Annotated in this window: 17 protein-coding genes and 1 pseudogene; 7 read left to right on the plus strand and 11 right to left on the minus strand. The window is 39.8% G+C overall.

What is annotated here, in order from left to right:
- The 7 genes from ACLL8Z_RS02600 to ACLL8Z_RS02630 form a co-directional block, all read right to left on the minus strand.
- Positions 1 to 1293, minus strand: a 1293-nt coding sequence (locus ACLL8Z_RS02600) for a bifunctional rhamnulose-1-phosphate aldolase/short-chain dehydrogenase (protein WP_411273193.1), incomplete at its 3' end; no start/stop codon positions are given.
- Positions 1294 to 1305: 12 nt separating this feature from the next.
- Positions 1306 to 2382 carry an L-rhamnose/proton symporter RhaT gene (rhaT, locus tag ACLL8Z_RS02605; RefSeq protein ID WP_411273194.1) on the minus strand — a complete coding sequence of 359 codons (1077 nt, stop codon included), beginning with the start codon at positions 2380 to 2382 and terminating at the stop codon, positions 1306 to 1308.
- Positions 2383 to 2631: 249 nt separating this feature from the next.
- Positions 2632 to 3795 (minus strand): alpha-hydroxy-acid oxidizing protein, encoded by a 1164-nt coding sequence (locus ACLL8Z_RS02610; protein ID WP_411273195.1) that lies wholly within the window; start codon positions 3793 to 3795, stop codon positions 2632 to 2634.
- Between the two features lie 53 nt (positions 3796 to 3848).
- On the minus strand, positions 3849 to 5225 hold the full coding sequence (locus ACLL8Z_RS02615; RefSeq protein WP_411273196.1) for an FGGY-family carbohydrate kinase: 1377 nt from the start codon (positions 5223 to 5225) through the stop codon (positions 3849 to 3851).
- A 217-nt stretch (positions 5226 to 5442) separates the two neighbouring features.
- Complete coding sequence (locus tag ACLL8Z_RS02620) at positions 5443 to 6357, minus strand: alpha/beta hydrolase (RefSeq protein WP_411273197.1); 915 nt, start codon at positions 6355 to 6357, stop codon at positions 5443 to 5445.
- A 302-nt stretch (positions 6358 to 6659) separates the two neighbouring features.
- Positions 6660 to 6863 (minus strand): hypothetical protein, encoded by a 204-nt coding sequence (locus ACLL8Z_RS02625; RefSeq protein ID WP_411273198.1) that lies wholly within the window; start codon positions 6861 to 6863, stop codon positions 6660 to 6662.
- Positions 6864 to 7165: 302 nt separating this feature from the next.
- Positions 7166 to 8389, minus strand: a complete 1224-nt coding sequence (locus ACLL8Z_RS02630; protein ID WP_411273199.1) for an MFS transporter — start codon at positions 8387 to 8389, stop codon at positions 7166 to 7168.
- A gap of 403 nt (positions 8390 to 8792) precedes the next feature.
- Between ACLL8Z_RS02630 and ACLL8Z_RS02635 the strand changes: the two genes are divergently transcribed.
- From ACLL8Z_RS02635 to ACLL8Z_RS02650, 4 genes are all read left to right on the plus strand, one after another.
- Positions 8793 to 9959: a Gfo/Idh/MocA family protein gene (locus ACLL8Z_RS02635; protein WP_411273200.1), complete on the plus strand. Its 1167-nt coding sequence runs from the start codon at positions 8793 to 8795 to the stop codon at positions 9957 to 9959.
- A gap of 10 nt (positions 9960 to 9969) precedes the next feature.
- Positions 9970 to 11022 (plus strand): sugar phosphate isomerase/epimerase family protein, encoded by a 1053-nt coding sequence (locus ACLL8Z_RS02640; RefSeq protein WP_411273201.1) that lies wholly within the window; start codon positions 9970 to 9972, stop codon positions 11020 to 11022.
- A gap of 144 nt (positions 11023 to 11166) precedes the next feature.
- Positions 11167 to 11598: a c-type cytochrome gene (locus ACLL8Z_RS02645; RefSeq protein ID WP_411273202.1), complete on the plus strand. Its 432-nt coding sequence runs from the start codon at positions 11167 to 11169 to the stop codon at positions 11596 to 11598.
- Between the two features lie 3 nt (positions 11599 to 11601).
- Complete coding sequence (locus tag ACLL8Z_RS02650; RefSeq protein ID WP_411273203.1) at positions 11602 to 12306, plus strand: DUF1080 domain-containing protein; 705 nt, start codon at positions 11602 to 11604, stop codon at positions 12304 to 12306.
- A gap of 72 nt (positions 12307 to 12378) precedes the next feature.
- Here the strand turns inward: ACLL8Z_RS02650 and ACLL8Z_RS02655 are convergent, their stop codons facing one another.
- Positions 12379 to 13599, minus strand: coding sequence for a DSD1 family PLP-dependent enzyme (locus tag ACLL8Z_RS02655; RefSeq protein WP_411273204.1), 1221 nt, complete (start codon positions 13597 to 13599; stop codon positions 12379 to 12381).
- Between the two features lie 113 nt (positions 13600 to 13712).
- A complete protein-coding gene (gene tyrS / locus ACLL8Z_RS02660; protein WP_411273205.1) occupies positions 13713 to 14996 on the minus strand; it encodes a tyrosine--tRNA ligase in 1284 nt (427 codons plus the stop codon).
- 131 nt (positions 14997 to 15127) lie between these two features.
- Between tyrS and ACLL8Z_RS02665 the strand changes: the two genes are divergently transcribed.
- The 3 genes from ACLL8Z_RS02665 to dapA all read left to right on the plus strand — a co-directional run bounded on the left by ACLL8Z_RS02665 (position 15128) and on the right by dapA (position 18885).
- Positions 15128 to 15805, plus strand: a complete 678-nt coding sequence (locus tag ACLL8Z_RS02665; RefSeq protein WP_411273206.1) for a hypothetical protein — start codon at positions 15128 to 15130, stop codon at positions 15803 to 15805.
- A gap of 83 nt (positions 15806 to 15888) precedes the next feature.
- Positions 15889 to 17901: an NAD-dependent DNA ligase LigA gene (ligA, locus tag ACLL8Z_RS02670; protein WP_411273207.1), complete on the plus strand. Its 2013-nt coding sequence runs from the start codon at positions 15889 to 15891 to the stop codon at positions 17899 to 17901.
- 96 nt (positions 17902 to 17997) lie between these two features.
- Complete coding sequence (gene dapA / locus ACLL8Z_RS02675; protein WP_411273208.1) at positions 17998 to 18885, plus strand: 4-hydroxy-tetrahydrodipicolinate synthase; 888 nt, start codon at positions 17998 to 18000, stop codon at positions 18883 to 18885.
- Positions 18886 to 18935: 50 nt separating this feature from the next.
- Here dapA and ACLL8Z_RS02680 read toward each other — a convergent pair whose 3' ends face one another.
- Together ACLL8Z_RS02680 and ACLL8Z_RS02685 are read right to left on the minus strand one after the other, a co-directional pair.
- On the minus strand, positions 18936 to 19133 hold the full coding sequence (locus ACLL8Z_RS02680; protein ID WP_411273209.1) for a histone H1: 198 nt from the start codon (positions 19131 to 19133) through the stop codon (positions 18936 to 18938).
- A gap of 251 nt (positions 19134 to 19384) precedes the next feature.
- Positions 19385 to 19744 (minus strand): annotated as a pseudogene (locus ACLL8Z_RS02685) (pyridoxal phosphate-dependent aminotransferase family protein); the annotation flags it as partial.

The raw sequence follows: 19744 nt of genomic DNA on the forward strand, positions 1-19744 counted from the left end.
TGCTTCTTCCAGCAGCCAATACTCTATATTAAATGCCTCCTGCCTCGGCAGGGATGTATATTCAGAAACGGCTTCGGCCCCTTTCATCACATTAATGGCATTGGTGTAAAACTCTGCCGCTACCCGTGTGGTTTGCTTGTCTTTTGAAAAGGAGAACAATCCAACTCCCGGATAAAGTATGATTACCGGATTTGTATCCCGAATGTCAGGACTGTTGGCATGTTTACAGGTTTCATAATAATCTGTATACATTTTGCGGTAAGCCTCAAAAGCGGTAGCCAGATGCTCCTTAATTGCTTTTACATCAGACAGATCCTGATCTGGTTTTAAATCAAGCACCAGAGGACTGATCTTGGTTCGTAGAAAGTGATCTGGACAACTAGTTCCAAGGGGTGCGAGTCTATCTAAATCATTAGAGTTAATGAATTCTAAAATTCTTGAATCATCCGTAAAATGACCAATCATTTTTCTATCGGCGGAGCAAAAACCTCTAAGAATTGGCGCCAAAGCAGCAGCTTGTGTTCTACGTAAATCAGGCGCTAAACTTTCGATTTTCTGACCTCCAAATACAGGGCCTTTCTTACCATAATTTTGTTCCAGATACCCGGCACATTTCTCTATTACTTCTAAGGTATTGATATAGCTTTCATAGGCCGTATTGCCCCAGGTAAATAATCCGTGAGAACCCAACATAATTCCTTTAATCCCGGGGTTCTCATCCAGACATTTTTTAAGTTGTAAACCCAGCTCAAACCCTGGTTTTTTCCACTCTACCCAGCCTATTTGCCCATTAAACAATTCCTTTGTGATCTTTTTTCCATCCTTTGCCGCAGCAATGGCAATGGCAGCATCCGGATGTAAATGATCAATATGTTTAAAGGGTAAAAAAGCATGCAAGGGGGTATCGATTGAAGGCGCTTTTGAAGCCAGGTCGTAAATGCAATGGTTAAATAACTCCACCATTTCATCTTCGTATTCTAAACCTCTGTAGATATTTTTAAGATTGCGCAAACGGTCAACATAGAGGGCGGCTAATCCGCTCTTTTTAAGTGTTCCGATATCACCGCCTGAACCTTTTATCCACATAACTTCAGTATTCTCATCGCCCAGTGGGTCTTTTGAAAAAATTTTACAGGAAGTATTACCTCCGCCGTAATTGGTTAAGCGAAGATCAGCCCCAAGGAGGTTTGAGCGATAAATAAGCAATGCAACTTCATCACTCCCCAGTTTAGCGGCTTCGGTCTCGCTCCATAAATAGCTTACGTGCTTAAATTGTGTTTTATTCGCAGACATTTTACTTAATTTTTATTTGATTGAATTTCCATAGCCCACAACTATAATGGACAGAATTATAAATAGGATACCGATAAGCACGGTAATAAAAGTTTTACGGGCCACACCTTTCCATTCTTTCAATACCAGTCCCCAGATATTAGCTACCAAAATAATGAACGCCATATGCAGTATCCATGAGCTTGCCCCGTTTCCCAACCGGCTTTCTCCCATACCATAAAAGAAAAATTGCAAAAACCAGGTTGTACCTGCCAGTGCACAAAAGGCATAATTCCTAATTAATGGAGTTTTTGAGTTGGTATAGTCGCCAAAGGTACTGTTCCGGGCATTCAATATCATGCACCAGATGAAATTGGTGGTTAGTCCGCCTAACAGGATCACTACATAGGTTGCATTATTTTGAAAGAGAAACTCTCCATTACCCGGGTTGGCCAGCTTCCATATGCTGTTTGCCACATTTGCCATATCTTTCCCCGCATCTATTCCGAATGCAAAGCATGCGCTAAGTATCCCTGAAATGATGGAAACAAAAATCCCAAGACCAATTTTAAATTCTGAATTATCTGCCTTCGTTTCATCCAAACCAAAATCCCTTTCCTTCATCATTCCCGCCTTACCACAGATGATAATACCTATGATGCAAATAAGGATGCCTAAAAGCACCATTTGACCCCAGGAACTGGTCGTAAGATCTGTTAAAGAATCTTTGCCGGGGGAAGGATAAAAATCATAATACAAAGCGGGGATTAATGCGCCAAATACGGAACATAAACCAAGAATGATAGAACTGCCCAAGGAGACACCCAAGTAACGAACTCCTAATCCATATGTTAAACCGCCAATACCCCACAGAACACCGAAAAAATAGGTAAGCCAGAGTATACTTCCGTCCGTGCTAGAAATAATTCCTGTAAAACCGGGAATGGTAAGATAGGCTGCCAGCGGCGGAACAATTAACCAGGAAAATATTCCACCAACAATCCAATAACTCTCCCAGGACCATCCTTTTACCTTTTTATAAGGAATGTAGAAACTTCCGGAAGCAAAACCTCCAATAAAGTGATATAGTACTCCTAAAATTGCCTGCATTAATTATTCGTTTATGTAATTTATCAATACTCTAAAATAGAAAGCTGTATACACTGAACTGTTATGCCCTATCATGTAAGTACCTTCAATAATTATAAGGAAGGTTTTAAGGTAAGATAAAAAGGTCATTCCAAACGATCAAGCATTGGGTTTATAACCATTTCTGCTGTCAGAGTCTCCATCATTTAAATCTAACCTGACCTTTGAAATTGCCCTTTATAGAATACGCACAAATTGCATCTGATCTATTTACTGAATTAAATGTTGGGGGAAATCTTCTATCTTTTCACAACCCAGTTGCTCCATTATTTGTTGCAACTGAATTTTTAAAATAGAAATCGTGTGGTCTCCCCCCTTTTTACCTAAGGCACCGACTCCATACATGAAGGGCCTTCCCATAAATGTAAAGTCAGCTCCCGAGGCCAGACACCTCGAAATATCCGGTCCTGATCTAAGTCCTCCATCAATCATTACCTTTATTTGTTTTCCATATTTAACAGAAAGATTGTGGAGTGGTTTGATTGTTGACTCGGCCGCATCTAACTGTCTCCCTCCATGGTTAGAGACTATAATTCCATCAACCCCCATGCTTATTGCTTTTTGTGTATCTTCCTCACTTACTACCCCTTTTAATACGAGTGCACCCTTCCACATTTCACGGATAGGCGCAATTTTGTCAACGTCAACTCTTCCGGTAAAAGTTTCATTCATAAATTGCCCAAGTTTACTGAGATTCAAGTTTTTAGGCATATAAGGATCCAAGGTGGCAAACGCTGGTATCCCCGTCTTTAACGTTTCCAGAGACCAGATTGGACGGCCTACAGCCTGAAGAATATTTCTTACAGACATTTTTGGTGGCAGTGCTAATCCATTTCTAATATCTCTTGGCCGATATCCGAAAGATGGGACATCAACTAGTACTACCAAGACCGGACATTGAGCGAAAGCCACCCTTTTTAAGAGATCATTTCGGAGAGAATTTTCCGTAGGATGGTATAATTGAAACCATGATCGCCCTTCAGACAATTCAGCGATGCGTTCTATGCTGCTTGTTGAAACAGTACTTAATATATATGGAATATTATGTCTTAAGGCTGCCTTTGCTAATATTTCAGGTGAGTTTGGCCAGATTAAACCCTGCAAACCGATTGGGGCAATACCTATCGGAGCATCATAAATCTGACCAAAAATGCTTACACTCATATCAGTTCCGGTATGTTTCTTTAAATACTGTGGCATTAATACAACATCCTGTAAATCAGAAATATTTCTATCTAGATTTACATCTTCATTGCACCCTCCTTCAAGGTAATCAAAAGCAAATTTTGGAATCCTCCTTTTTGCCTTTTGCCTTAAATCTTGTATAGAAGGATACTGAGTATTAAAGGTCAAAACATTTGTATTCTCTTTCATTCTCTTTTTAAAATAATATTTTGAAATGATATTATAAGTGGGTATAAAATGGGCTACTTGGACGAATAATACTTTAAATCAATAATATTCCCCGGTAAAGATTTATTGTTCCAGTGATCATGTAAAGCCAGTGCCGCACCAATAGCAGAAGCCTGGGCTACAGAAGCCGCGAATACCTCAAGTAGAGGAAATATGGAAGCCAACATAAACATATAAACCGCATTTCGGCTAAATCCTCCATCGACGAATATCCTCCGCACTTCCGTATTTTTTAATACCAGTTGAGTTGAAGCAGCCTGCTGGACGATTATGTCAAATATTAACTGATGATACGCTTCTTCATAGTTATCAAACACCGATAAATCTCTATCAGCAAAGGAAGATGAATGCAAAACCACCTTCATATCCGCGTGATAATTGATAGAAGAATCTTTCTTTAATGAGGAAAGAATTTCTGCATTATATTCAACTGTTGCATAATAGTCCAAAGACTTATTAAAATGATCTGCCAGGCGTTTAATTTGTTGTTCATGTTCATACCCCGCAAAAAGTCGTGAAGCTTTTACCGGTCGGCCTTTATAATCCAGGAAGAACAGGCAATCGTTTTTTAATTCGTCTTCAGTCAGCGGCTCCTCATTAAAAGGGTTTAAACTAATGCACCAGGTACCGGTAGATATCAAAATAAATGGATCATTAAAACTGATTAAATAAGGTATTAATGCAGCAGAACTATCATGCAAACCGATACCAATTATCAATTCATTATTTTTACTCTTAACACTCAACGTGATTTCTTCATTGCATATAGGAGCGAGTATTTTATCAAGTTTTTCCTTGTAAACCCAATCATGATAATGGTTGGTTTTAAAATTCCATAAATTAGTATGACAACCAATGCTGGTTAATTCTGAACAGGCTTTATTGGATATAATGTAACTTATATATTGCGGCAGATGTAAAGAAACTTTAATCGCATTAAATAAATCCGGTTGCTCATATTTTAACCTGTATAACTGCATGCCTGAGTTTAAATTACCCAGTACAGGGGAGGCTGTTTCTATAGCAAACTTAATTTCTCCGCCATAATCACTATAGAAAGATTTTTGCAAATCAGCAGAATATGGTTTGAGATAGCTATATAAAGGCAAAAAAGGAATGCCATGATGATTGAGATGAACAAAGCTGGCACCATAAGCAGAAAAATTAACTGCCATGATCTCAAACTCTATCATCCTCATTACTTGATCAAACATACCTTTAACCCACTTAGTTAATACCTGGATATCCTCACATAAAAAATCATCCTCATCCAAAATTTCATCAAATTTTACCGAGCTCTCCCATTGGATACAATAATGTTCATCCAACAGAAATATTTTTTTATTGGTCTTGCCAATATCAAATATGGCTATTACAGGAACCTTGATCATCGTAAGGATTTTGAATGTTAAGTTATAAGTATTTCACTGTCGATTAACTTTGCTTTATTTGAGTTTCCTGGCAGATCTCAGCAGCCTTGATATCATCCTACAGGTAGCTTACGTATTTAAAATTTGTTGCTATTTTGCTCATCCTATTTTTTAAGATCCTGTTTAAAATAATTTAAATACATTCTTATCCTAATAATTCATTAAGGCAGTTTAAGCATTATTGCTGTATCCAATTATTTGCTTTCATCCAACCGAATAAAGGATACATCCATTCTTCTGCCGGCAATTTAAGCACGAAGCCGTGGTCGCCTTTAGGATATAAATGCATTTCTACTGGTACATTACTGTGCCTTAATGCTTCATAAAAAGCAATACTATTATCTACATCAACTACCTTATCATCACCGGCGTGAGTTATCCATGTGGGTGGTGTTTTTTCCGTTATATGCAAATCATTTGAGAAAAACTTAATTTTTTCTGGAGTTGGATCTGGACCAAGCAAGTTAGTTCTTGATCCTAAATGGGCTAGTTTATCTGCCATACTGATAACTGGATAAACTAATATGGAAAAATCCGGACGAAGGCTAATATTTTCTTTATTTGGGATAAAGGATGTATCGAAATGAACTCCAGCTGAGGACGCAAGATGTCCCCCTGCAGAAAATCCCATTATTCCTATTTTATTTATATCAATATTCCATTCTGCAGCTTGTAGCCGCACTAGTTTAATTGCCTGTTGAGCATCCTGCAGTGGGCCAATGCTCTTATCTTTCATAATAGAATCTGAAGGAAGGCGATATTTTAAAATAAGGGCCACTACTCCCTGCTTGATAAATGTCTTCGCGATATTTCTGCCTTCCAGTTCATAGCTTTCCATTCCATAACCTCCTCCAGGGCAAATAATTACGGCGGCACTTTTTGAATTCGCCTTAGCCGGCAGATACATCTCTAAGGTGGGCTTCGAAATGCTTTTATACCCTGCGAATTTGCCATTTCGGTTCAAAGTTATTTCCTTCATATTATAAGGAATGGAATTGGGGATAAGTCCATCACTATATAAAGGAATTACTTTTTGTGCATAACCCTTTAAAAAACAGCTGAGCGACAAGATCACAACAAGTGCAACTTTCATATTTTATTTAATATTTATTTCATCGAATTACCATATCCCACAACTAATATTGTAAGAACTGCATAAATATGATTGCTCGTCAGAGATATTTTTATTGGTATAATCACCGAATGATTTATTTCGTGCATTGAGAATTATATAGTTAGGCCTCCCCATAATAATACTATATATAACATTATTGCGATACAAAAAATTAACGGTCTCTAATGGATGTGTCAACTTCCACATTTGATTAGCTGTGTCGGCCATCGAAGATCCTGCCTCAATGTCATAATTAAAGTATGCACTTAAAATGCCGGACACTATGCAGAAACTAATCCTTTTACAAGACTGAATTCTTTTATACTTTTTTTCTTTTTTTCTTTGGTAAGTTCCTTTTCTTTCAAAACGCCCGCTTTACCACATATATAAATTCCAAGCAGACAGAGAAAAACCCAAGCGAGATAAAAACTTCCTGATGCAAAGCCGCCAATGAAATGAAAAATGATTCCGAATATGGCCTGCATATCATTTATGTTGATTATAATTTCGTTTGGTTACGAAATGGAGATAAAAGTAGGACATTGATATGTGATTGCTGTCCTGATAGAAAAACAGGATACAAAAAATTTAGACATCATTATCGACTCAAAACGAAGTTTATGCTCCTGAGCACTCCGAATCGTCGATATTACTATAACTTTCTATCGTTCATAAGCAACAAAGAGAGAAATAATACCGCTCAGTAAGCATTATTTCTCTCTGTACATGGAAATCCTGAATTATCAAAACAAGCGAAAACTAAAAATAACCCAGATTCGTGTATATATTAATGTGCTACAGCTACGGTTTTTGATTGTTTTTGCCAGAAGAAAAATATAATAAATAAGACGATCAATATAGTAGGAAATACAAGCATATTTGACAAAGTATCCTGACCTGCAGCAAGTTCCAACTGTGTTCCACTAAGACCCTCGGCCGTATTTGCCAACCTTGCAGAATCAATCCAACCCCCTATGACAGGCTGAAAAATTGCAGTAGAAAACATTCCAATTCCACCAATAATAGACATTCCCAGAGCTCCACTAAGGGGAACCCGCTGAGCCACTGCTCCCACCATTACCGGCCAGAAATAACATACGCCCAAAGCAAATATTACTGTTGCAACATAAGCAAGGGGACCTGTAACAACACTGAACATATAAATGCCGATGGCCGCTAATATAGCTGAAGTCAAGAGTATACCGGTCTGGCCAAATAATTTAACAACAGGGCCGGCGAAAAATCTACCCACAGCCATAAGTCCGCTGGTGAGAGCCAGAATCAGCATAGGGCTTGCACCGCTTTCGCTCATAATAACACTTACCCATTGATTCGGGCCAAATTCAGTAATTGCAGTAAGGGCCATGCAGCAAAACAAAAATATATAAAGTGGAGTCAGCATCGCTTTAAGGTTTTCGGTAATAGAAATACCTAGCTGTTCTTTGGATTCCACAAACGTCTTTCCATAAAATATAACTGCATAAATGATCGTAGGAATCATTGTAACCCACATCTGGGCTTGCCAGCCTAAACCGAAATCGGTCATAAATTTGGAGATGAGCGCTCCAATAAGAATCCCCCCCGGAAACCACATGTGAAACCTGTTCAGCATTTTATTCATTTTGGGACCGGAATAAGCATCTGCAATCATCGGATTACAAGCTGCCTCGGTACATCCATTACCAAATCCGATAAAAAGCGTAGAAATTAGTAAACCGGTATATCCTCCAGCGAAAATGGTCATTAATATCCCGATAGTATGGGCTACAAATGCTGCCTTCATGATATTTTTTGGTCCGAAAGTGTGATAAACCAGGCCTCCAATGATCATAGAAATTGGAAATCCTAAAAAGAACATGAGATTAATAAATCCTAATTGTTCTGCCGTGAGATTAAACTGTTCGGCAAGTTGGGGTAAAATTCCTGCCCTGATTGAGAAAGTAAAAGCAGTGGTGATGAGTGCAAAACAACTTCCGTTAAATAAGGCACTTTTGTTGATGTTTTCGTTCATGATTATTTTAGAATAGGTTATTTGGTTAAAATCTCTCAAAAGATAGATCAAATTGGGAATATACCAATTATTGGATTTATAAAAAATAGTACATTTTTAATCAGATGCATCCAGATGAACAGAAGAATTCATATTGCATTATAATCTCACATTTAACTTTTACTATTTTATTAAAATGAAGTGCCTGCTTTAGAGTTACTGTCTCCAACCCTATATTTTATAATAGAAAAGTATGCATTAAAATTGGCATTTTTTTTTGTTTTGATCAAGTATGCACAATAATTTTATAATATTTGTAATGCTTCTTTTCTTTATGAATTTCTTATCTCAAATTAGACCTTCTTAATTATTTAAGGTATAATTAGCTATATATTGAATAAAACCACATAATCATAGAATTTAAATGAACAGAAAATTAAGAATGGGCATGGTCGGCGGTGGGAAGGATGCCTTCATCGGCGCGATCCACCGAATTGCGGCCAATATGGACGGGCTCGTGGAAATATGCTCAGGAGCTCTAAGCATTAATCCGGAAATTGCTCGTGAAAGTGCCAAAATGTTATTTATTCCGGAAGACCGCGCGTACCTGACGTATGATGAAATGATCGAAAAGGAAAGTAAACTTCCCCCGGACAAGAGAATTGATTTCGTAACCATTGTAACTCCAAATTTCGCCCATTTTGCTCCGGCGATGATGGCCCTTGACAATGGATTTCATGTAGTTATAGAAAAACCTATTGCTTTCACCCTTGATGAAGCAAAACAGCTGAGGGATAAAGTAAAAGAAACGGGTCTGATCCTGCTCCTCACCCACACGTATGCAGGCTATCCAATGGTAAAGCAAGCGAAACAAATGGTTAAGGATGGTGCTCTTGGGAAGATTCGTAAAATATGGGTAGAGTATCCGCAAGGCTGGTTAAGTCGTTTATCTGAAAGAGAAGGTAATGCGCAGGCGGCATGGAGAACAGACCCAAAAAAATCAGGAAAAAGCGGCAGTATGGGTGATATCGGAACTCATGCAGCACACCTGGCTGAATATATATCAGGTCTTAAAATCACAAAAGTATGTGCTGACCTGAATATCGTAGTTGACGGTCGTCAGCTCGATGATGATGGAAATGTACTTCTCAAATTTGACAATGGAGCGAACGGGGTACTTATGGCATCACAGGTGGCAGCTGGTGAAGAAAATGCCTTGAAGATCCGCATCTATGGTGAAAATGGCGGTTTGGAATGGGCGCAGCATGAACCAAATACATTAATTGTAAAATGGCTTGACAAGCCCACAGAAATACTCAGAGCAGGAGCTAATTACACAGACAGGCTTTCAACTTATGCCACACATAATTGCCGTACACCCGGAGGACATCCTGAAGGTTACCTGGAAGCATTCGGCAATTTATACAGGAATTTTGCGCTCGCCCTATCGGCTAGAATTGATGGTACACAAGCTTCACCAGAAATATTGGACTTCCCTTCTGTGGAAGAGGGCATCAGAGGTATGGCCTTCATCGACAATGTGGTGAAAAGTAATGAGAGCAGCGAAAAATGGATCGACTATACAGTCTAAAAATTAATATATGACAACAATTAAAGGACCGGGCGTATTTCTTGCCCAGTTTATCAGTGATGAAGCACCATTTAACAGCCTGGAGTCGATTTGTAAATGGGCAAAGAGCCTGGGTTTTGTGGGAGTGCAGATACCAACACTCGATCCCCGATTTATAGACCTTCAAAAAGCAGCCGAAAGCAAAACCTATGCTGATGAGATTAAGGGTATAGTAAATTCATGCGGGCTTGAAATCACAGAATTATCTACGCATTTACAAGGACAATTAGTAGCAGTAAATCCTGCGTTCGACCAGCCCTTTGACACATTTGCACCCGCTAATCTTCAAAACAATCCAAAAGCCAGGCAGAAATGGGCTGTTCAGCAAATGAAATATGCTGCCACGGCTTCTAGAAATCTCGGTCTTAACGCCCATGCCACTTTTAGCGGTTCATTACTGTGGCATATGTGGCATCCCTGGCCTCAACGGGCAGATGGCTTAGTCGATATGGCGTTTACCGAACTTGCTAAGCGATGGACTCCGATCCTGGATCACTTTGATGAAGAGGGTGTAGATGTATGTTATGAGATCCATCCGGGGGAAGACTTATTCGACGGTATCACCTACGAAATGTTCCTCGAGAAAGTGAATAATCATCCGCGGGCCTGCTTGCTTTACGATCCATCGCATTTTGTATTACAGCAGCTGGATTACATTCAATACATCGACCATTATCATGAACGCATCAAAGCATTTCATGTAAAAGACGCTGAATTTAACTCAACCGGGAAACAAGGGACGTTCGGCGGTTACCAAAGCTGGGCTAATCGTGCCGGTCGCTATCGGTCGCCAGGTGATGGTCAGGTAGACTTCAAACGAATCTTCAGCAAGCTGACTCAATACGATTATACAGGCTGGGCTGTAATGGAATGGGAATGTTGTATTAAGCATCCGGAAGATGGTGCCAGAGAAGGATCTGCATTTATTAATGATCATATCATTCGGGTTACCGAGAAAGCGTTTGATGATTTTGCCGGTGGCGAAAGCAATGATGATCTAAATCGTAAAATCTTAGGAATATAATTTAAAACAGTATCATGCAGAAGCTGTTAGAAATGCATACTACACAGAAGGGTTATGAAACGATTATGGGATGCCTTGCGCCAACACTTCGCAAAAATGATTTTCATAATAGCTTCCAAACCCACTGAAATTGATTAAAATCACATGAAAAAATTAGCTTTAATTCTGGGGATATGCGGCATCATTGCGGCATGTACCAACAGCGAGTCAGGATCATCAGATTCTACTAATGCAGCGGCAGATCAGTCTGCAACAGCACAACAGTCAAATGTTGACACAAGTGTAAATAACATTGGTACTGGTTCAGCAGCGTCAACTGGGGGAAGAGGTGAAGAATTGATAAAGAAAAGTGACTGCCTTACATGCCATAAAGTTGATGTGAAACTTTTAGGCCCTGCCTACCAGGAAGTTGCTGCAAAATATCCCGCAACTGAAGAAAATATAACACTTTTGGCTGGAAAAATTATCAAAGGAGGCGCAGGAAATTGGGGAGATATTCCAATGGCCCCTCACCCTTCGATTAACGAAATTGACGCAAAAGAAATGGTTAAATATATTCTATCTTTAAAAAAATAAAATATGAGATCTTATAGTTTAGTAGTGATTGCAGCAGTCCTTATAGCTGGATGTGGTGCAGGAAAAAATTCAATGAATAGTTCCAATGGTAAAGGGTGGCAAAAGCTTTTTGATGGTAAAACCACAGCCGGGTGGCATACATATGGCAAAACTGTCGTCGGTACAAAATGGAAAGTGGACAATGGTGCTTTGTATCTTGATTCAAAGGATAAAACTCCCGGACAAGGGGGCGACCTTGTTACTAATGAAGAATTTACGAACTATCATTTGAAACTTGAATGGAAGATTTCTAAGGGTGGCAACAGTGGTATTATCTTTAATGTAAATGAGGATCCTAAATACAGTGCTACATACACCACAGGTCCCGAAATGCAGGTTCTCGACAACGATGGACATGCTGATGCTAAAATCATCAAGCATCGCGCAGGCGACCTCTATGACCTTATAAAAAGCCGTATGGAAAATGTTAAAGCTGTTGGGGAATGGAACACCGCAGAGATCATATTGAACAATGGCAACCTTGAGCTAATTCAAAACGGCGAGTCCATGGTAAAGACCACCATGTGGGATGAGAATTGGAAATCATTAGTGGCAGGAAGTAAATTCAAAACCTGGCCCGCATTTGCGAGTTACAAAACCGGAAAAATTGCTTTACAAGATCATGGGGATGAGGTATGGTATAGGAATATTGCTATAAAGAAACTTTAATCTGAGGAAGACACCCTTCTTGGGGTATGTAGTGGAGAGTTGAACAATTGATTCTCCACTCTTAATTCTCCATTATTGTGATTTTCCTCTGGCCAAAACTGGTATTACCGAAACCACTTTATCTCCCCTTGTTCCATACATTACATCGTATAAATTGACTATTGGATCGCAATGAGGCGCGATAATTTCGAGCTTATCACCTACCTTGTAAGATTTGTTCGATTTCTCGAATGTGATAGTTCCATATTCGTCGGATCCGGCGTTGTAGTTAAAATCTGGTTCACCAATGACAAGAGGATTGGGTTTATTCAGAGTGAATGCCTTTGCACCAGAGTCTGTAGTAAGTCTGCCGGGGTAATAATTATTAACTATCGTTGACATTACAGTGAGTGAGGTGGCAAAATCATCAAACACTTTATCGTTCTTAGCTCCCCCGATCTCATTGTACTGGCGATCCATAAATACATAGCTGCCCACCTGCACATCGGTAAATCCCGAGACTTCAATCATAATGTCATAGGTTCCCGTCCCGCCACCGCTGAATATTTCCAAGTTCAGCCCTGCGGCTTTCATCATCTCGTAAGATTCTACCACCGGCTCAAATGTCTTAAGCGCCTGCGTCTTCCGTTTTTGAAACCCTGCAACATGCTGAACAGCGCCATCATATGCGAGGATACCGCAGAACTTTAGATTCGGCATTTTATCAATCATCTGTGCCAGGGCTAAGGCTGGCTGACCAGGGGGCACACCGGATCTTTTAATCACATTTATGTCAAGTACCACCTCAGCTTTGATACCCGCCGCTTTCGCTGCATCCTGAAGATCCTGTATATTCTGAGGATTATCAGCCGCCTGGATAAAGCCCTTATACTTTTTCCTCAAAGCCATCGCTTTTACAATCTTGGGAGCTGTTACATTTACCGTAGTCATCATGACGTTTTTAATCCCGTTCTCCAACATTACCTCGGCTTCGCCAAGCTTTGCTGCGCAAACACCTATTGCCCCTGCATCAATCTGCATTTTCGCTATAGCAGGACATTTATGTGTCTTAACATGAGGACGGACTCCCACACCAGTGCCCTGTAAACGCGTATGGACAGTTTTAATATTCTGTTCCATTTTATCCAGATCTACCACTAAAGCTGGTGTATCGAGCTCCCATTTGGATTTTCCAATTGAATTTTTATCGAGGACCATTTCCAAATTTTTAGCTTGTAAAGAAGGAGTTAGTAAAGTTCCGACGGCGGCAAGAGCGCTTGTTTGCAGAAAACCGCGACGACTGACGTGTGGCATTGTATTTCGTTTAGATCAATATAAATTTAATATTTATTTCCCAATTATGGTATAGCAGGATGAGCCTATGGGATTCTATCGAACCTGATAAATATTCTTTATTACAAGCGATACTATTCCGAAATAATCAGGAAATAATTCTTTTTACCTTTTTGTGCCACTAGGAATCTATTATTAATTAGATCAATGACTGAAAAAGAATGCGCAGGGTCGTCGATCTTCTGCTTATTCACTAATACTCCCCCTCCAGAAATCATTTTTCTTGCTTCTCCCTTCGACGGGAATACAGAAGTCTTTTCTGCAAGAAGATCAGTTACATTGATTCCTTCAGATAACTCACTTTTTGAAACGGTGAATTGGGGCAATCCTTCGAAAACTTCAAGTACTGCATCATTGCTCAATCCATTGAGAAAATCTAATGACCCGCCTCCGAAAAGGAACTCAGAAGTGTTTAACGCTGTCTGAAGTGCTTCTTCAGAATGGCTGCGGATGGTAATTTCTTCTGCAAGAGCCTTCTGCAGGATCCTCAAATGCGGGGCCTGGTTGTGATCGTGTTCCAGCGCTTCGATTTCTTCTTTCGATTTTAATGTGAATATACGAATCCACCCTTTCGCATCAGCATCTGTGGTATTTAACCAGAACTGGTAGAACTTATATGGTGATGTTTTAGTGGGATCCAACCATATTGCACCGCTTTCAGACTTGCCAAACTTCGTGCCATCTGCCTTTTTAATAAGCTGGGTTGTAATTGCATAAGCGGTACCTGAATCTTTGCGACGGATAATCTCCGTACCTGTAACTATGTTACCCCATTGATCGGAACCTCCCATTTGCACAAGACAATTCTTCTCCTTCCAGAGATAGTAGAAATCGTATCCCTGAACCAGTTGATAACTAAATTCGGTAAATGACATCCCAGTTTCACCTTCGAGACGTTTCTTTACCGAATCCTTTGCCATCATATAGTTAATCGTCAGGTGTTTGCCCACATCGCGGATAAAATCAAGAAACGTAAAGTTTTTAAACCAGTCGTAATTATTAACCATTTCGGCACTTTTAGCGCCGCAGTCGAAATCAAGAAATTTCCTCAATTGAGCTTCGAGGCAGCTCACATTATGATTAAGAATTTCTTCAGAAAGCAAGTTACGTTCCGCCGATTTCCCTGAGGGATCACCTACCATGCCAGTTGCGCCTCCTACCAGAGCGACCGGCTTATGTCCGGCGCGTTGGAAATGAATCAGGGTCATAATTTGGGTAAGATGACCAACGTGTAGAGAATCAGCAGTAGGGTCAAAGCCTATATAACCTGAAGTCAGACCTTTATTCAATTCCTCTTCAGTACCAGGCATTATATCGTGCAGCATTCCCCGCCAGCGCAATTCTTCTACAAAATTCATTATAATTATATCGTTTGCCTGCAAATATAACAGAATTGTCAAAACCCCTGCATGGCAAAATTTTCGTAAATTTATAGCAGAACATCTCTATCAAACTGAGCATATTAATATTCCCTTTGGAATTATATTTTATGAATTTCTTGTCCCATTTTTATTTTGACAGACACAACACCGACCCGAACGTGGTTCTTGGAGGAGTTTTGCCCGACCTTGTGAAAAACGCAAGAAAAGACTGGAATTTACACCCTCAAAAGAAGGAAGCACTATTTACTAATGGCGGTGAAAAATCAATTTTAGTCGGGTGGAAGCGCCATTTAACTGTAGATCGTCACTTCCACAATTCGGCTTTTTTTCTAAAACATACGAATGCTATTCGAACGGCTATTGCGCCCGTGCTGGCACATTCACTGGTAAGGCCATCTTTCGTTGCCCACATTTCTCTTGAAATTATGCTGGATAGTATTTTACTAAAAGACAATATCATGGATGCCGACGACTTTTATTCTAGTTTGCATCAGTACGACAGATTCGCCCTAAATAATTTTCTGGAACTAAATATGATGGATGACACTGCCCATTTCTTCAGGTTTTTTGATCAATTTCTCGCTGCACGTTATTTGGGCAGCTATGGGGAGTCGCAAAATATTATGTATGCCGTCAACCGGATCTGTATGCGGATTTGGCCCGAACCATTTAATCATACGCAGATACTACAGCTCAGCACGATCTTACTGGCTTATCATGATGAGGTACATTGTGGGTATATGGAGATATTTGAGGAAATAGACAAAATATTAATTGAGAATTGAGAGTGGAGAATAGAAAATCTAATCCTGGGTAGCCATCTGAACTATCCATTCTCAACTCTCCACTAAAAAAATTAACTAAGCAAATGTCCCCCTCCAAAATAAAAGAACGCATAGAAAGCCTTGTTAAAGAGCTCAATGGGCACAACTATAACTATTATGTACTGGCAAATTCAATTATTACAGACTTTGAGTTTGATAAGAAATTAGAGGAGTTATCAGCTCTTGAAAGGGAATATCCGCAGTTTCAGGATGCAGATTCTCCAACGCAGAAAGTGGGCGGCGATATTACCAAGGAGTTCCAGGCTGTAAAGCACAAGTGGCCGATGCTTTCCTTGGGAAATACATATAATGAACAGGATCTTAAAGAGTTCGACGAACGCGTGCGCAAAGCGATTGGTGATAATTTTGAATATGTATGTGAACTAAAGTTTGATGGATTATCACTAAGTCTTACTTACGAAAATGGCAAATTGCTGAGAGCAGTAACCCGTGGTGACGGTACGAAAGGCGATGATGTAACGACTAATGCGAAAACCATACAGACCATTCCTAAAACCATCAAAAGAAGCGGGTACCCGGAAATGTTCGAGATTCGTGGTGAGGTCTTTATGCATAAACCCGCGTTTGAACGCTTGAACGCAGAAAGGCTGGAGAACAATGAAGTTACTTATGCTAATCCAAGGAACTTTGCTTCCGGGACTTTAAAAATGCAGGATTCAGCGGAGGTTGCGAAACGGCCGCTGGATTGCTTTCTATACTTTGTGTATACTAATAAGCGGCTCTACAGCACACATTGGGAAAGCCTTCAAGCTGTAAAAAATTGGGGGTTTCATATCTGTGAACATAACAAACTTTGCAAAAACATAGATGAAGTTTTAAAATACGTACACCTGTGGGAAGAAAAACGTTTTGGCCTGAGCTATGAGATTGACGGCATCGTTATAAAAGTAAATAATTACAGTCAGCAAGAGGAACTTGGATTCACTGCCAAATCCCCGCGCTGGGCAATTTCATACAAATATAAGGCACAAGAAGTTGAAACGATTTTAGAAAAAGTTACCTATCAGGTCGGACGAACTGGAGCAGTGACTCCCGTCGCGAATCTCAGGCCAGTCCTTCTTGCGGGGACCACGGTTAAGCGTGCAACACTTCATAACGCGAATGAGATAATCCGGCTGGATCTTCATGAGGGTGATACCGTATTGGTTGAGAAGGGCGGAGAAATCATTCCCAAGATAATTTCGGTAAACATTCTAAAACGTTCGGTTGGGGCGTCGGCAGTTATCTACCCCAAACTATGCCCAGAATGTGGAAGCCCCCTCATCCGCCAAGAAGGAGAAGCCGTTCATTATTGTCCGAACGATGAAGCCTGTCCGCCGCAGATCGTGGGTAAAATGCAGCATTTTATCAGCCGCAAGGCAATGAATATCGAAGGCCTGGGACAAGAAACTATTGAAGCATTTTACAGAAAAGGGCTTATAAAACATATCAGTGACCTTTATACCCTTTATAAAAAACAGGAGCAGCTGAAACAACTTGATCGATTTGGTGAGAAGTCTATTACAAACATGCTGAAAGGTATAGAAAAGTCGAAGCAAATGCCTTTTGAAAAAGTACTTTTTGGACTTGGGATCCGGTTTGTTGGGGAAACTGTGGCGAAGAAACTGGCAGCACACTTCAAAAATATAGACAGCCTGATGAATGCAAGTTTAACTGAATTGTACGGCGCAGAAGAGATTGGAGAAAGAATAGCAGCAAGCCTGTTAGAATACTTTAAGGAACCGCGACACACTGAGCAGATTGTGGCGTTACGTCGTCATGGTCTACAATTTGAATCTTCTGGAACTGTTGTTGAGTTGCAAAGTTCTAAATTTGAAGGTATGTCTTTTATAATTTCCGGAGTCTTCGAAAACTACAGCCGCGATGAGCTGAAAGACATTATAGAAGCAAACGGTGGTAAAATTTTAAGTAGCATATCAGCAAAGTTAAATTATCTGATAGCTGGTGATAACATGGGCCCATCAAAGCTCGAAAGAGCTGTAAAGTTAAAAATCCCTATGATTTCAGACTCCGATTTACTGGAAATGCTGAAATAATAAAAGTGAATGCCGAAATATTTTGGCTTTCGTTTTAAAATTGCCCCTTATCCACTTAAATTCGCAACTATTACGTCGATCAAAATTTAACAGAGAATGAACAAATTTCACGGGACAGGAGTAGCAATGGTTACCCCATTTAATGCAGACGGCTCAATTGATCATTCCGGCCTTAAAAATGTTATTGATTACATTATATCCGGTGGCGTTGAGTATATCGTATCATTGGGGACTACTGGCGAAGCTGCAACTCTGAGCAGCGAGGAGAAAAAAGAAATATGGGAAGCTACAGCCGAACATACAGCGGGACGAGTGCCGCTGGTAGCGGGCATAGGGGGCAATAATACCGCCGAAGTCGTCCGTGATCTCAAAAAATTCGATAGCATAGCTTTTGATGCTGTTCTTTCTGTGTCTCCCTATTACAGCAAACCTACCCAGGAAGGCATCTACCAGCATTATAAGGCAATTGCCGAAGCTTCAGATTTGCCGGTTTTGTTGTATAATGTTCCAGGCCGTACAGGCATGAATATTAGTGCTGATACGACCCTCCGCCTGGCTTATGATTTCAAAAACATCATCGGTACTAAAGAAGCATCAGGGAGTTTTGACCAATTTAATCTGATAATCAGAGACAAGCCTGAAGATTTTCTCTTTATTTCAGGAGATGATTCGATAGCGTTGCCATTAATATCAACGGGAGCTGTAGGAGTAATATCCGTTATTGGTAATGCGCTGCCAGGAATATTATCAACCATGGTGAGAATGTGTTTAGACGGGAAGTTTATTGAAGCACAGCCTCTTCATTATAGCCTAATTGAATTTACAAATTTGTGCTTTACGGATGGAAATCCTGGCGGCGTAAAATCTGCCCTTAAATTATTGAATATCTGCAATGATACTCTCCGTTTGCCCCTTGTTAATGTTAGTTTAGAAACAACACTATTGCTCCAGGAAGAACTTCAAAAACTAGACCTTATTCAATAAAAAAACCCGGCCTCAAGGTATGAGAACGGGCTTAAAATTTCTTCTGAAAATTATTTTTTCTTAGCTTTTGCCGCTTCTTTGTTTTTTGTTTCCTGAACTTCAAGACGGATAGTCTGAGCAAGGTTTTTAAGATCTTGCATACCTTTTCTTACGCGAGTTCCGGCTGCGCTGTTAGCCTTGTTGTAGAATTTGTCAGCATCTGCCTCCAGTGATTCGAATAAACTTTTTGCTTCTTGGAATTTTTTCATGTTTGTACTACTTTAGTTGTGAGGTTAGTATGATTACTATTAGCTAATGTATAATGTTTTTTTCTAAAAAAAAATATTTGAAATAAATATAATCATGCGTTTTTAGCGTATTTTTCCACATTTATCGAATTTATCCACAATAAAATTACTATTTGCTAGGCTAAATAGTTTTATTTCAGCTATTTACAAATTGCTATAAATAAAAAGTGCCCTTAATTAGCATTAAGGGCACTTTTTTTAAGCAGCAATATTTAAACCTTTGCCAGATTTTTTTCCTTATAGTGGCCTCTCTCAAGCTTGACCGCTAGTTCACTATATGCATCCAAAGTACGATTTACGTCTTCAATAGTATGTAAAGCTGTCGGGATTAGTCGTAGCATGATTAAACCTTTCGGAATAACAGGATATACTACTATCGAACAGAATATCCCATAATTTTCTCTCAGATCCATTGTAATTGCAGTTGCCTCTGCTAATTCCCCTTCAAGAAAAACAGGAGTAACCATCGTATCTGTAACGCCTATATTGAATCCTCTTTCCTTTAAACCTTTTTGAAGCGTGGTAGCAACCTCCCAAAGTTTTTCTCTCAACTCGGGTTTGCTTTTTAATAG

Origin of the sequence: Daejeonella sp. (genome assembly GCF_046590655.1) — a bacterium.
Taxonomy (GTDB): domain Bacteria; phylum Bacteroidota; class Bacteroidia; order Sphingobacteriales; family Sphingobacteriaceae; genus Daejeonella.